We start from the raw sequence: 12,962 nt of genomic DNA, 5'->3' as shown, positions 1-12,962 counted from the left end.
TTTTAGAGCAGGGGGGCACTCGCAGCACTGGGCAACAGGCGCCTGCGGCTTCTGCTTTTATCCCTAAGCTACACTGTAGGAGCAGAATTTCCGAAGATGGGTCGGTGATGGGCGTGGAGAAACTAGCGGCCTTACGCAATCTCATTGCTGAACTGGATCGAGCCTTGATTGCCTACTCTGGTGGTATTGATAGTACCCTTGTGGCCAAAGTTGCTCAGGATGTCTTGGGCGATCGCGCTGTGGCGGTCACGGCGGTGTCCCCTTCCCTATTTCCAGCGGATCTAGAGGATGCGCGCATTCAAGCGGCGGCCATTGGCATTCGCCATGAACTGATTGAAACCCATGAACTGGAGAACCCCAACTACGCCACCAACCCCGTGAATCGCTGCTACTTTTGCAAAAGTGAACTCCACGATCGCCTGCGGGAACTGGCGCAGGCTTGGGGCTATGACTATGTTCTTGATGGCGTCAATGCCGATGATCTCCAAGACTATCGTCCGGGCATTGCGGCGGCCAAAGAACGCGGGGTGCGATCGCCCCTAGCCGAAGTCGGCATTAGCAAGCTAGAAGTGCGAGCAATTGCCAAATCCCTAGGGCTGCCCTGGTGGAATAAACCCGCCCAACCCTGTCTCAGTTCGCGCTTTCCCTACGGAGAAGAAATTACCCTTGCCAAGCTGCAACGGGTGGGCCATGCCGAATACTACCTGCGCAAGCAGGGCTGGGAACTCTGTCGTGTCCGCAGCCATGGCGATACTGCTCGCATTGAGGTGCCCCAAGAGCAGATTGCCGACTTTGTCACGATGACGGATCTTGAGAAACTGGTGAATCACTTTCAGTCCCTTGGCTTTACCTATGTCACCTTGGATCTGGAGGGCTTTCGCAGTGGCAAACTCAACGCGGGGATTGGGCGCGATCCCGAACGCGGTTGTAGGGACTGAGACTCTGGAGAATTTCGCGGCCATAGCTGCGCTCCGTAAGCCGCCGATCCAAAATGGCCACCAAGGTATCATCCTGACGCACAGGGGCAAGGGCACGATCTAGGACCGTCAAGCACTCGGGCAAGAGATACTGACGAAACCAGTCCTGTTTTTGTCGCTTATGCCATTCAATACGGGCACTCACCACTGCTTTTTCCGGGGAAGGGAAGGGCAACGTCGTCAAAACCAATAGAGCCGGGCAGGGTAACTGCGCCCCATGACGCAGCCAAAAGGTTTCCCCCGTTACTAAAATCGTGTTTGTCTCAAGGGTTGTCGTCTCCACCTGTACCCGTGAACCGTAGAGGGCCGCCAATTGGGTGGCCAACTGTTCCCGCAGGGGCACATCGCTGACAAGGATTACCGCCCGTTGATGGCCAATCGTGCCAAGGAGATCGTAGAGACGCCGCAGAACCGCCGGGGCAAATTCGGGGGTATTCGGTAGGGGTAAGTCTTCGGCGATCGCAAGGGTAATGGCTTCACTGTGGCGATCGCTGGCAAATTTAATCGTCGTTTGGGCCGGAATCCCTAGTTCCTGCTGCACATAGGCCAGAGGGGGGTCTGTATCGGGTCCGCTGCCAATGAGGACAAAGGGGGCTTGGCACCAAAGGTCCTGAAAATAGGGACGCAAATTCAGGGGGTGGCTATGGAGGGTAAAGTAGCCTGCCGTGGGATGGCGGCGTCCCCAGATGACTGTGTCATCGCGGTTGAGGTAGTGCCGCAATTGCGACCATTGGGGAGGCAGCGACTGCGGCCATTGATGGAGCAGCTCCAGGAGGGGTTGCTGTTCTGTGGGGGTGAGCAGATAGTCACCATAGGGATTCTGAGGCCGCTGAAAGAGGTGTTGCACCAATTGGGCATAAACTTGGCGAATGGCACCAATGGCACTGGGAATTGCTAATTTCAAGTGCTCCCAATCGCTGGTGGTAATTGTGCAGGTCATCTGCTGCTGGGCAATTGCGGGCAAGGCTTCAATGCCATCAATGATCGTGACCACGTTGGGGTAGGGGGTGGCTTGGCGACACCAGTCTTCGAGGTTCATCACAAGTACCCCCTCAAACACTGGCTGCGGGCAGTGGCTATGCTGAATTGGTTTGGTGACGGCAAGGAAGCTGAGCAGTTCAGGAATTTCTTGGTGCAGTAGTCGTGTCAGTCGCTCCTGGGGAACGACTAGCAGGGCAGGCTCAGGATACAACAGCAGCGGCAGCAGATAACTCAAGCCGTAGCGATGTTGCAACACCGCCCGCTGGCTCACCTGAAGTAAACACCCCCGCCGCAGCCGCAGGGCACGGGCCACTAACCGCGCCAAGGTGAGATGGTGAGGCCACCGGCGATCGCCACTGCTGCGTAAAAATGCCCGTAATTGGCGGTGAACCTCTGCCTCAATCACAATCTGCTCGCTTTGGGACAACAATCCCCTATTGTGGCATGTTAGCCCCGCTGCAGTGGTTGTTTGAGTCGCTCCTTGAGGGCGTTTCGGGCTTCCTCGCGATCGTCAAAGTGCACTTTTTCGGTACCGAGAATTTGGTAGTCCTCATGGCCCTTACCGGCAATAATCACACCATCGCCGGGGGCTGCGGTCAGAATGGCTTGGAGAATGGCTTGGCGGCGATCGCCCTCAACGATCATTGCTGTTTCCGGTGGGATACCGGCAAGGATGTCATCGAGAATGCGCTGTGGATTCTCCGTGCGGGGATTGTCCGAGGTGACCACTACCTGATCCGCCAAGCGGGCGGCAATGGCTCCCATTTGGGGACGTTTGCTGCGATCGCGATCGCCCCCACAGCCAAAGACACAGATCAGTTTGCCAGGAATAAAGGGACGCGCCGCCCTCAGCAGATTCTCAAGGCTATCGGGAGTGTGGGCATAGTCCACAACAACGGTAATGTCCTGTTCTGGGTCAAGGCGCACCTGTTCCATGCGCCCCGGCACCCCCGGAAAATCACGCAGGGCGTTGAGCATGGCCTCAAGGGGTAGCCCCACCGCTGCCCCCATAGCGATCGCTGCCAGCACATTGGCCACATTAAACTGTCCCACCAAGGGCGAGTCTAGGGTACCGCTACCGAGGGGGGTATGAACCGCACCCGTGACGCCATTGCTGCGATAGTTGAGATTCTCAGCCCGAAAATCCGCATCCTTGCTTAAGCCATAGGTCCAGTAGCGATCGCGGGGCAATTGTTGAGCCAGTCGCTGGCCAAAGGGATCATCCCCATTGAGAATTGCTCGCCCCTTCAGGTAGTCAGCGGTAAAGAGCTTGGCCTTAGCGGCAAAATAGTCCTCCAAATCGCGGTGATAGTCTAGATGATCTTGGGTCAAGTTGGTAAAAGCCGCCACCTCAAACTGACAGCCCCACACCCGATCCTGCGCTAAGGCATGGGAACTGACCTCCATCACCCCAAAGCGACAGCCTGCATCCACTGCGGCGGCCAATTGCTCCTGAAGGGTCACCGCAAAGGGTGTCGTATGGCTAGCCACCTCACAGTGTCCCGGCCACCGACTGTAGAGGGTCCCCAAGAGTGCTGTGGGATAGCCCACACGGTTGAGGAGATGTTCCACCAAATGGGTGGTGGTTGTTTTGCCGTTCGTACCCGTAACCCCTAGCAGGCTGAGATGTTGGCTGGGGTAATTATAAAAAGCCGCCGCCAGCCGGCCACAGGCACGCTCAATATCGGGCACCACAATTACACAGGCCTCTCCCTCACGGGGTTTAGCTTGGGGAGACACCACCGCGGCGATCGCCCCTGCCGCCAAGGCACTCGGCCAAAAATTGCCCCCCTCCACCCGTGTGCCGGGCATACCAATAAACAACGAGCCCGGCTCGCACTCCCAAGAATTCATCCTCAGGGACTTCACCTCTTGATTGAGGGCAGGATGCTCAAAACCCGGTGTAATTGCTGCCGCTGTCAGGAGTTCCCGCAGGTTCATGGCTGTGCATCTCCAGTGATAGGCTGTTTAGGGTATTGTGGCACTACGGCACTCGTCTGTAAAAGATACGAAAACCAATGACCCCGCTCCCCAGATGAGGAATCCTGGCAGAGGAGTTCAAGCCCCTAGAAAGACACGGGCCAGTTTGTGAAGTGTCTTGAGTTGTCCTGAAACCGCATGGACGCTGAGAGATTGGCGTAATTGCTCAACACAGCAGCTGACGGGAGTTACAGGCTGTCTCTCTGGCATCCTGTGACAATTTTTGTCCAAAGCTTGCCTTTTGTTAAAATTCCGATAATCTAGTTCATAAAAATCCGAATAACAACATGTCATCAAGGTGTGGGTGTTGGGTGATGAGTGAGTGGCAGAACGTAGAGTGGAACATTAATGATCAAGAATGGCAAGCGATCGCCAATTCTCGCCGCCAGATTGAAACCTCTTGGCAAAGGACAATTCAGCCAGTTGAGGTTCCCTCCAGAACCCCCTCAAACCCCTTAGAGAGGATCACTGTGTCAGCAGTTTCCCAGCGGCGTTCAATTCAACCGATTGGTATTCAACCTTGGCAAGCCGAATTCACCAAAGAACGCTTTGCTACCCGTTCCCGACCTCCCCTGAAACAACCACAGGTGGAACTGCCCCAGTTTGCCAGCCGTCGTTAGGGTACCCCTGTTTATCTTAGTGTTTATCTTAGATGACGAGGTCTACAAAGCTATGTGTGGCATTGTTGGTTATATTGGCCCCCAGGGAGCAGCGCAAATCCTACTTCAGGGGCTGCAAAAACTGGAATATCGAGGGTATGATTCCGCTGGCATTGCCACACTCAATGAGGGCGAACTCCTCTGTGTGCGCGCCAAGGGCAAACTCCAGAACTTAGTGGAGAAGGTTGAACAGCTGGACATTGTTGCCCATGTTGGTATTGGCCACACCCGTTGGGCAACCCACGGTAAACCAGAGGAGTACAATGCCCACCCCCATCGCGACAGTCGCGATCGCCTAGCCGTGGTGCAAAATGGCATCATTGAAAACTATCGGGAACTGCGGGACCAACTACAGGCGCGGGGGCACATTTTCCGCTCGGAAACAGATACAGAAGTCATCCCCCACCTGATTGCTGAATTATTGCCTGAGACCCCCACCGCCAATGGCCTCCTAGAAGCGGTGCGCCAAGCCGTGCATCAATTGGAAGGCGCATTTGCGATCGCCGTTATCTGTGCAGACTATCCCGATGAATTGATCGTGGCACGGCAACAGGCCCCCCTGGTGATTGGTTTTGGCCAAGGGGAATTTTTCTGTGCCTCGGATACCCCAGCGATCATTCCCTATACCCGTGCTGTGTTGCCGTTGGAAAATGGTGAACTAGCTCGGCTGACGCCCACAGGGGTTGAGGTCTACGACTTTGAGGGACATCGCCTACGCAAAACCCCCCGTACCCTCAACTGGAACCCTGTTATGGTTGAAAAGCAGGGCTTTAAGCACTACATGCTCAAGGAAATCTATGAGCAACCGGGGGTGGTACGCGCCTGTTTGGAGAACTATTTACGAGCTGATTGGGAGGTGGCCAGTCCCTTTAGTCCTGTGCAATTAAATCTCCCTCCCAGTCTGCTGGATAATCTACAGCACATTCAAATTGTTGCCTGTGGAACCAGTTGGCACGCCGGCCTTGTAGGCAAATATCTGCTTGAGCAGGTGGCTCAGATTCCCACCAGTGTGCAATATGCCTCAGAGTTTCGCTATGCGCCGCCGCCCCTGCTACCCCATACCCTCACCATTGGTGTCACCCAGTCTGGGGAAACAGCAGACACCCTTGCAGCCCTAGAGATGGAGCTCAAACGTCGCCAAGGACTTGATGGTGCTCTCCAACCTCGTTTGCTAGGGATTACCAATCGACCCGAAAGTAGTCTTGGGCATCTGGTGCCCCACATTATTGATACCCGGGCCGGCATTGAAATTGGTGTAGCGGCCACAAAGACATTTGTTGCCCAGTTGATGGCCTTCTATCTGCTGACCCTCGAATTGTCATGGCAGCGGCAGTCTTGCGATCGCTCCCGGTTAGCGGAACTGGTGACTGGGTTGCGGCAATTGCCCGCCCAGATGGAGCAAATTTTAGAGAGCCAAGAGCGCTATATTGAAGCTCTCTCCCATGACTTCTGGGAAACCCAAGACTTTATCTTTTTGGGACGCGGGATCAATTTTCCCATTGCCCTTGAAGGCGCCCTTAAACTCAAAGAAATTAGCTATATCCATGCCGAGGGGTATCCTGCGGGCGAGATGAAACATGGCCCGATCGCTCTCCTGGATGCCAAAGTCCCAGTGGTCACGATCGCCATGCCCGGCAGTGTCTTTGAAAAAGTCCTCTCCAATGCCCAAGAAGCCCGAGCCCGTGATGCCCGCCTCATTGGTGTAACCCCCCTTGACGAGGCCGAAGCCCAGCACACCTTTGACAATCTCTTACCCGTGCCTGAGGTTGATGAGCTTCTCTCCCCGATCTTGACGGTGATCCCTCTGCAACTGTTGGCCTATCACATTGCTGCCCGCCGTGGTCTAGATGTTGATCAACCCCGCAACCTTGCTAAGTCAGTAACTGTTGAGTAACTTTTTCAGGAATTATTAATCATATCAGCTTCCCTAGGAGGGAAGGGAGGCTATAAAACTGAATTGCGGACACTCCTCAACAACGACGTTGACACAAATGCTAAGCTAAGTTCAGCAAATTGTCTTCTTCGTGGGTTGAGATGACGCAATCCGATGTGGGATAGGCTGCACACAGCAGCACAAAGCCAGCATCCAGCTCCTTAGGTTTCAAAAAGGAGTGATCTGACTGGTCCACAGTACCTTTGATGATGCGGCCAGCGCAGTTGACGCAGGCGCCAGCACGGCAGGAGTAGGGCAGAGGAATACCCTGGGCTTCAGCAGCATCGAGAATGTACTCGTCGGCATGAACACGAATAGTTTTATTTAGGCCTCTTTCTTCATTGACCAAAGTGACATTATAGACCTTGTTGTGATCTCGCTTTGTCATTTAGGTTCTCCTATAAAGTTGCTTGCTTTTGAAATGCTTTTATGTTTCTTTGCTTCACTCATGATTTTAGCTCAAGTGCAACTCCACCGGTAGTTGTAGAACGCATTCCATAATTGGTTTTATTTTAGCAAAGGGACTCAGGGGAGCGACTGTTATAGGGGATTGTTTATACTTTGAAACTATTTATCAAACCGATATAGGATCTGGGTTAAGCTAGTTGCGGGTGGGGGTGGCAGGTGGTGATCCCTGGGGTGGGTTGGCGGAGAAGCCCGCTCTCCAGACGGCCCCTGCGATAATGGCAACAACCACAAGGGCGATCGCCCCTAAAGCCACGAGGTTGGTTTTTGAGCCCTGGCTTTCTTTTTCATGGAGAGTTTCTTTGTTGTTCCCCTTTGGCTCGCTGTCGCTCTCACTAGACAACGTATCTTTTGCTGGTTCAAGTTCAGGGTGTAACTGAGTGGCTCCGGCTGCCACTAATTCACGGTTGGGGGTTCGCCGCAGTTCGCCACTGAGCTCCATGCCCACCAGGGTTTCCTTGGCACCCCGCAGATCGGATTTAATGCTTTGGAAAGCAATGGATTGCAGATATTGGCTAAACTCCGTATCCGCCATGGAGAGCAGGAGATAGGAGGCCTTGGCTTTACGGCCAAAGAGAATGACATCGCCATGTTGCAATTCATGGCTGCTAATGCGCTTGCCATTGACAAAAGTGCCGTTGGTACTGGGTTTACCATTGGCATTGCCATCCACCAAGCGATAGCGATAGCTGGTGGTGCCGGGGACAGGTACCCGCAGGAGAATAGCGTGCTGGCGGGAAACCGTTTCAAAATCAATAACAATGGCATTACTCTCATCCCGCCCAAGGGAGTAGGCCGCTGCCTCAAGGGCGATCGCCCGCCGTCCACCGACCGTATTCAAAATCAAGACATGACGTTCCTGTTGCCCGCCGCTCATTTTATCTTTCCCCTGTGTCTCAATAGCCCTCAAGAAATCATCCCCTCTGCAAATCTCAATATTTTCCGCCTTCAGCTTCAGTTAGGGCAGAAACACCCTTACAAAACGTGACACTTCTACAGGTGGTCTAGATTGTGTGCTTACTTCTACCTTTGCCGGTTTCGCCTGGGGTTGCTGTGACATTGATCACATTTAAGAGGGTTTTTAGCTAAATTTCCCATGGGGCAGTCAATATCAGCAGTGGGGCATCCCCCCTCAAAGCTGAGGAAACGCCTGATGAGGAGTCAATGAGAAGGCCGGACTCTAATGTATCAAATGTATCAATGGAAATGTATCAATGGATTAGCCTGTCAGCATAAGCGTGGTCGGGGGTATATCACCGAATAGCCCACTGCACATAGGGTAGTCGCGCTGCTACTTCGTGAATTTTGTCACGATGGGCCAACAGCTGACCACAGGCATCCCATTGACCAGAAATGAGCATTTGCCGGCTACTTTCCGCCATGGTTAGGGGAATCACTTGATCCCCCGCCCTCAGGGTCAGGGTCTGCAGGTCTAGGGTCAGTTCTGTACTGGGCTGGTTCTCTAAGAGCCTTTGCAGCGCCTGTACCTGTTCTGGGGCTGCTGTCAGACAGGGAACCCCCATCGCTAAGCAGTTCCCCGCAAAAATTTCAGCAAAGCTTTCGCCAACAATTGCTTGAATGCCCCAACGGGCGATCGCTTGGGGGGCGTGCTCACGACTTGAGCCACAACCAAAGTTGGCATTCACCACCAAAATCTTTGCCCCTTGGTATTGAGGCAGGTCAAAGGGGTGCTGCCCCGACTGGCGATCGTCAGCAAAAACGTGCTCTCCGAGGCCATCAAAGGTCACGCAGCGGAGAAACCGCGCTGGAATAATGCGATCAGTATCAATATCGTTGCCCCGCAGGGGCAGGCCGCGACCTGTAATGCGTTCAATCTTGCTCATAAGCCTATCTTACTGGATACCGCAGCCGGCAAGGGCAGTTTGAGCTGAATTGCTCTGAAGCAGGTTACTCAGGAGCAGGGTCGGCGGTTGAGGATGGGGCCAAGCAAAGGCATGGCGAAAAGCCGCTTCCTGACAGGCTTGCAATTCCTTGAAGTTCAGGATGTCATAGGTCAGCAAGTTTTCGTACTCAAAGGGCAGCCGCACATTATGCAGACCGGCATTATCGGTACAAATGGCCACATCCACCCCTGCCTCAAAGCAGCGTTCAAAAATCAGCCGCAACTGTTCGTAGCTCTCAAGGGTACCCGTTTGAAAATAGGTGGTGGGGCACACTTCAAGGCATTGACCCGCTGCAGCGACGTCTTTGAGCAGCTCTGGGTAGCGCAGCGGAATTTGAATGCCATGGCCAATGCGTTGCAGGTAGGGCAGCAATTCGGGATAGCAGCCATTCACTGTTTCGTAGAGGTGACCCGTGGTTTTCAGGCCGCGATCGCGGGCATAGGCATAGAGGTCAATAAATTCCCTCAGGCGATCGCCATAGACACTATCGCCCCCAGCCAAGTCAATGCCACAGACAAACTCAGGAAAACTTGCCGCCAGATCAACGATGGCACGGTTGACAGTGTAGGGTAGCCGTGTGTGCATGCAGAGAATTTGGCTCGTGACAATCGGGTACTCGGGCACTTGGCAAGCTAGACCCACGGTTTTGACAATGTCTGCCATCTGCTCAATGCGATCGCTCTGGGATCGCTGCGGATCCGTGCGCAGGTAGGGGGTATAGCGCAACTCCAAGTAGGCCAAATTTTCAAAAATATAGGCGCCGCGAATCAAACGGAAAATGAAATAGGGTAAGGTTTGCGGCGTTTGCACACTCTCCACTAGGGTGTGGAGTTCGAGGTATTCTTCAAGGGATTGGCGGGGGCGAGTATAAAAGGCTTCAAATTCCTCATAGTCGGGAAAGCGCTCCGCTAGGGAGCGATCGTTCCGCTGAAAATACCGCCAAAGGATCCGCGGTACCACTGACCCACCCAAATGTCGATGTAGTTCTGCGTACAGTGCCATACGTGCTCCTTGAACTGGCCAAAACGCAACCCATATCTCAGCTGGCCAGAGGGGTCAATGCCCACACCTCAGCCATCAAAAACAGAAGAAAAACGGCGATGAACCAAAAAAAAGGATTAAATTGTTCTAATGTTAACAAATTTTACAAAGGTGGCGCGGGGACCGATAGGCACAAACGTTAGGATCATCTCGATCTCCAATGGGTTGGGTATCGCGAATGTGGCCTTTTCAGCAGCGAGGACGGCTTCCCCATTCTCTCTCTAGTGGCAATGTGGTCACGATTGCTTTGGAACTGTACCGTCATCAGGGCAACCGCTATTTTCTTTTGAGCCTTTTTGCCCATGGGTGGTTTTTGCTGCTCACCATTGCGGCCATGTTGATTGTCGCTGTGGCCCTGATTGTTGGCGGGATTCTCGCTGGAGGAGTCAATAATGTTGCCCTGTTTTTCTTGCTTGCAGGGATTGGTATCCTTGTCGCTTTGCCTTTTTATCTCTTTGGTTGGACACGGCTGATGGCCAGTGGTGCCCTGCTTTCTCGCCGTATCTATGCTGCTCTCACTGCCCTTGAGGAATCGGAATCGGAAGCCCGCCGCTGCATTTTTCCCAAGATGTGGAATTATCTGCTGGCCACTCTGATGGTCAGCTTTATTTTGCTTTTCGTTTATGGGGTCTTGGGGGCGATCGGCTACCTACTTTATTTGCTGGGAGCACCTTTAGTGCAATTGCTGGAGCAGAATATCCAAACTGAACCCGCAAGAGGTCTCTTCTTTTTAAGTTTTCTCCTCGGCATCCTGTTGCTCGTGCTCCTTGCGCTGTTGGTGATTAGCTACGTTATGGCGCGGCTTTCCCTCGTTGATGTGGTCTTGGCTCTTGAACCGGCCTGTACGCCCCTCAAATCCATTCGGCGCAGTTGGCAACTGACGCAGGGACAGGTATGGCATACTCTAACGGTGTTTTTTGTTGCTTCCCTCGCAACCATTCCCGCCAATCTCCTGGGCAGTGTGATCAATAGTGTGGTGATTATTCCCGTTGCTGGCCTCTTCGTAGGGGTTTTGCTCCTGCCCCTGTGGCAAGGGATCAAGGCAGTTCTCTACTGGGATCTGCGGGTACGCAATGAAGGAGCAGCGTTTCAAGTGCGGCCCGAAGTGGTCAACCCCTTGCGTTGGTTGCGGCGGGTTACATTACGCACACCCGAAAGTATTGAATTGGACTTTGCCCTCGGGGGAATCGGCAGCCGTGTTCTCGCTTGGCTCATTGATCAGGTGATTCTCTACACTGCCCTTGTCCTCTTTTCCCTGGCAGCAGGGTATATCTATTTTTATGGGCTTTACCCGTGGCTGATTGAGGTGCTACCCGCCAGTGGTCAGAGTATTCAAGCTTGGAGTTTGGGCATTTACCTATTGGTGATCTTTGCTCTCTACAACGGCTATTACATTTTCTTTGAAACCTATTGGCAGGGACAAACCCCCGGCAAGCGATACGCAGAAATTCGCGTTGTTCAGGATAATGGCCGCCCCATTGGTTTGCGGGAGGCAACGCTGCGCAGTTTGCTGCAATCCATTGATTTTGCTTTTTTGGGTATAGGGGCATTCCTGGTGACGTTATCTCAATCAGAAAAACGCCTAGGAGATAGGGTAGCGGGTACCTTGGTGATTCAAGATGAACAGGCGACGCGGTTGGCACCCCCAGGGACAACCCTTCGGCAACCAGAGGCGGCTTGGGTGCAGGAGTTGCGATCGCTCGCTCATTGGGAACAGATGACCCCAGAACACTATCTTCTCGTCCGGAACTACCTCAACAGTCGCGATCGCCTGAGTCCTGTGGGTCGTTATCAAGCGGCTCAAGAGCTGCGCCAACAATTAGAACCCCTGTTGCTGCCCACCTGTCCCGCCCACTGGCCCTCCCTGAGCGCCGAAGACTTCCTAGAGGGTCTATACATTGCCTATCGTCAACGACATCAATCATCTCCCTAGTGTGAGAGTCTATGCGTTTGCTGCTGATCCTTGGTTGTAGTCTGACCCTTTTGGGGGCGTTTCCCCTGCTCATGGGGCAGGCAAGTGAACCGACAATTGAGGCAGTTGCCCCTGGGTCCCAACGCTATCAACTGCTGGGGCTATCCTTTGAAACACCCCTTCCATTTTCGCCACCCACCGCTTTTGGTGAGAATGGCGTTACTGTGGTTTATCCCGCCAATGCTGTACCCGGGGAGCACGAGTTAATGGTGAGCCTCATTGGCCTACCCAAAATAGATGACGTACTGGGGGGTCTCTCGGATCAGGAGTTGCGCAATTGGCTACGCTTTACCCAACTGGGGGGCTCCCCCACCACCCCATCCGCACCCGTTGAGCGACGCATTTTGGGACGGCGCCTGCGCGGTGAAGTGCGCTATTTGCCAGTGCCACGACCGATTCACCAGGAGGTGTACTTCATACAGCTACAGGGGGGACGGCGGCTGGCGCTTCTTTTGGAGGCCGAGGATCAAGTGCCCCTGCCGGTAATGGAGGAGGTGTTTAACCATGTAACAGCCTCGTTGCAGGAATTGCCCCCGCGATCGCCCGCATGGAAACGCAGCTTTCAGTGGCGGAACAATCGTTAGAGAGTGTTGCAGCCCCTAACCCTAGAAGAACGCCAAGGGATTGTGTCTCTTTGCCTGTGTTATTGAACTTGCATCTTCAACGAATGACGCTCTGCCTCTATAGAGGGTTACGGTGAACGATTGAAGTTCTCAATTTTTGGCTGTCGTCTTACACCTCGGGAGCGGCAAAAGCTACACTGGCAGCTCGAAAAAGTCCTAACTGAGGAAGATGATCTCCTCATCATAGGACTGTGCAACCAATGCATAGAGCGTGTCCGTGTTTGCAACCGTTCAGGAGCATGGCCAGTGTCGCAGCAGAATTATAAAGAAACCTATCGCTACCCACCGCCATCCACAGTTTATGGACTTCTCCTATCCCTTGTAGGGGAAGTTAAGATGGACAAACATCGGGGAGTAAAGTTAGCCCTTGGCATCATAGTTCAGCAAAGAGCACTTGAAAACTGCTTCGACTAGCAAGTTCTCAAAA

12 protein-coding genes are annotated in these 12,962 nt (G+C 53.6%); 6 read left to right on the top strand and 6 right to left on the bottom strand.

What is annotated here, in order from left to right; all coding sequences use genetic code 11:
• Positions 1 to 107 precede the first annotated feature (107 nt).
• Positions 108 to 938 carry an ATP-dependent sacrificial sulfur transferase LarE gene (gene larE, locus TLL_RS06285; RefSeq protein WP_164920840.1) on the top strand — a complete coding sequence of 277 codons (831 nt, stop codon included), beginning with the start codon at positions 108 to 110 and terminating at the stop codon, positions 936 to 938.
• Here larE and TLL_RS06280 read toward each other — a convergent pair.
• Positions 892 to 2,385: a helicase C-terminal domain-containing protein gene (locus tag TLL_RS06280; RefSeq protein WP_164920839.1), complete on the bottom strand. Its 1,494-nt coding sequence runs from the start codon at positions 2,383 to 2,385 to the stop codon at positions 892 to 894. The two genes, larE and TLL_RS06280, sit on opposite strands and share 47 nt — an antisense overlap.
• A 20-nt stretch (positions 2,386 to 2,405) precedes the next feature.
• On the bottom strand, positions 2,406 to 3,899 hold the full coding sequence (locus TLL_RS06275; RefSeq protein ID WP_011057081.1) for a UDP-N-acetylmuramoyl-L-alanyl-D-glutamate--2,6-diaminopimelate ligase: 1,494 nt from the start codon (positions 3,897 to 3,899) through the stop codon (positions 2,406 to 2,408).
• Positions 3,900 to 4,252: 353 nt separating this feature from the next.
• Here TLL_RS06275 and TLL_RS06270 point away from each other — a divergent pair, with 353 nt between their 5' ends.
• Together TLL_RS06270 and glmS are read left to right on the top strand one after the other, a co-directional pair.
• Positions 4,253 to 4,558: a hypothetical protein gene (locus TLL_RS06270; protein ID WP_164920838.1), complete on the top strand. Its 306-nt coding sequence runs from the start codon at positions 4,253 to 4,255 to the stop codon at positions 4,556 to 4,558.
• A 52-nt stretch (positions 4,559 to 4,610) separates the two neighbouring features.
• Entirely contained in the window at positions 4,611 to 6,491 is a 1,881-nt protein-coding gene (gene glmS / locus TLL_RS06265) for a glutamine--fructose-6-phosphate transaminase (isomerizing) (protein ID WP_164921151.1), read from the top strand.
• Positions 6,492 to 6,591: 100 nt separating this feature from the next.
• Here glmS and TLL_RS06260 read toward each other — a convergent pair whose 3' ends face one another.
• The 4 genes from TLL_RS06260 to TLL_RS06245 form a co-directional block, all read right to left on the bottom strand.
• The gene (locus tag TLL_RS06260; RefSeq protein WP_011057078.1) at positions 6,592 to 6,918 is read right to left on the bottom strand and encodes a 2Fe-2S iron-sulfur cluster-binding protein; all 327 of its coding nucleotides are present in this window, start codon (positions 6,916 to 6,918) and stop codon (positions 6,592 to 6,594) included.
• A 213-nt stretch (positions 6,919 to 7,131) separates the two neighbouring features.
• Positions 7,132 to 7,872: an FHA domain-containing protein gene (locus tag TLL_RS06255; RefSeq protein ID WP_011057077.1), complete on the bottom strand. Its 741-nt coding sequence runs from the start codon at positions 7,870 to 7,872 to the stop codon at positions 7,132 to 7,134.
• Positions 7,873 to 8,248: 376 nt separating this feature from the next.
• On the bottom strand, positions 8,249 to 8,839 hold the full coding sequence (gene leuD, locus TLL_RS06250; protein ID WP_011057076.1) for a 3-isopropylmalate dehydratase small subunit: 591 nt from the start codon (positions 8,837 to 8,839) through the stop codon (positions 8,249 to 8,251).
• Positions 8,840 to 8,848: 9 nt separating this feature from the next.
• The gene (locus TLL_RS06245) at positions 8,849 to 9,901 is read right to left on the bottom strand and encodes an adenosine deaminase (RefSeq protein WP_164920837.1); all 1,053 of its coding nucleotides are present in this window, start codon (positions 9,899 to 9,901) and stop codon (positions 8,849 to 8,851) included.
• A gap of 217 nt (positions 9,902 to 10,118) precedes the next feature.
• Between TLL_RS06245 and TLL_RS06240 the strand changes: the two genes are divergently transcribed.
• From TLL_RS06240 to cas2, 3 genes are all read left to right on the top strand, one after another.
• A complete protein-coding gene (locus tag TLL_RS06240) occupies positions 10,119 to 11,873 on the top strand; it encodes an RDD family protein (RefSeq protein ID WP_164920836.1) in 1,755 nt (584 codons plus the stop codon).
• Positions 11,874 to 11,884: 11 nt separating this feature from the next.
• Positions 11,885 to 12,496 (top strand): hypothetical protein, encoded by a 612-nt coding sequence (locus tag TLL_RS06235; protein ID WP_011057072.1) that lies wholly within the window; start codon positions 11,885 to 11,887, stop codon positions 12,494 to 12,496.
• A 99-nt stretch (positions 12,497 to 12,595) separates the two neighbouring features.
• A complete protein-coding gene (gene cas2, locus TLL_RS12920) occupies positions 12,596 to 12,949 on the top strand; it encodes a CRISPR-associated endonuclease Cas2 (protein WP_269441376.1) in 354 nt (117 codons plus the stop codon).
• The last annotated feature ends 13 nt before the right edge of the window (positions 12,950 to 12,962 follow it).

Source organism: Thermosynechococcus vestitus BP-1 (genome assembly GCF_000011345.1).
In the GTDB taxonomy this organism is placed as follows: Bacteria; Cyanobacteriota; Cyanobacteriia; order Thermosynechococcales; family Thermosynechococcaceae; genus Thermosynechococcus; species Thermosynechococcus vestitus.
This window is presented reverse-complemented; position numbering and strand designations above follow the sequence as displayed.

Excerpts from the sequence above, each read along its gene's own strand:
- larE (WP_164920840.1), top strand. The coding sequence starts at position 108 with ATGGGCGTGGAGAAACTAGCGGCCTTACGCAATCTCATTGCTGAACTG.
- TLL_RS06275 (WP_011057081.1), bottom strand. The coding sequence starts at position 3,899 with ATGAACCTGCGGGAACTCCTGACAGCGGCAGCAATTACACCGGGTTTT.
- TLL_RS06270 (WP_164920838.1), top strand. The coding sequence starts at position 4,253 with ATGAGTGAGTGGCAGAACGTAGAGTGGAACATTAATGATCAAGAATGG.
- glmS (WP_164921151.1), top strand. The coding sequence starts at position 4,611 with ATGTGTGGCATTGTTGGTTATATTGGCCCCCAGGGAGCAGCGCAAATC.
- TLL_RS06260 (WP_011057078.1), bottom strand. The coding sequence starts at position 6,918 with ATGACAAAGCGAGATCACAACAAGGTCTATAATGTCACTTTGGTCAAT.
- TLL_RS06255 (WP_011057077.1), bottom strand. The coding sequence starts at position 7,872 with ATGAGCGGCGGGCAACAGGAACGTCATGTCTTGATTTTGAATACGGTC.
- leuD (WP_011057076.1), bottom strand. The coding sequence starts at position 8,839 with ATGAGCAAGATTGAACGCATTACAGGTCGCGGCCTGCCCCTGCGGGGC.
- TLL_RS06245 (WP_164920837.1), bottom strand. The coding sequence starts at position 9,901 with ATGGCACTGTACGCAGAACTACATCGACATTTGGGTGGGTCAGTGGTA.
- TLL_RS06240 (WP_164920836.1), top strand. The coding sequence starts at position 10,119 with ATGTGGCCTTTTCAGCAGCGAGGACGGCTTCCCCATTCTCTCTCTAGT.
- TLL_RS06235 (WP_011057072.1), top strand. The coding sequence starts at position 11,885 with ATGCGTTTGCTGCTGATCCTTGGTTGTAGTCTGACCCTTTTGGGGGCG.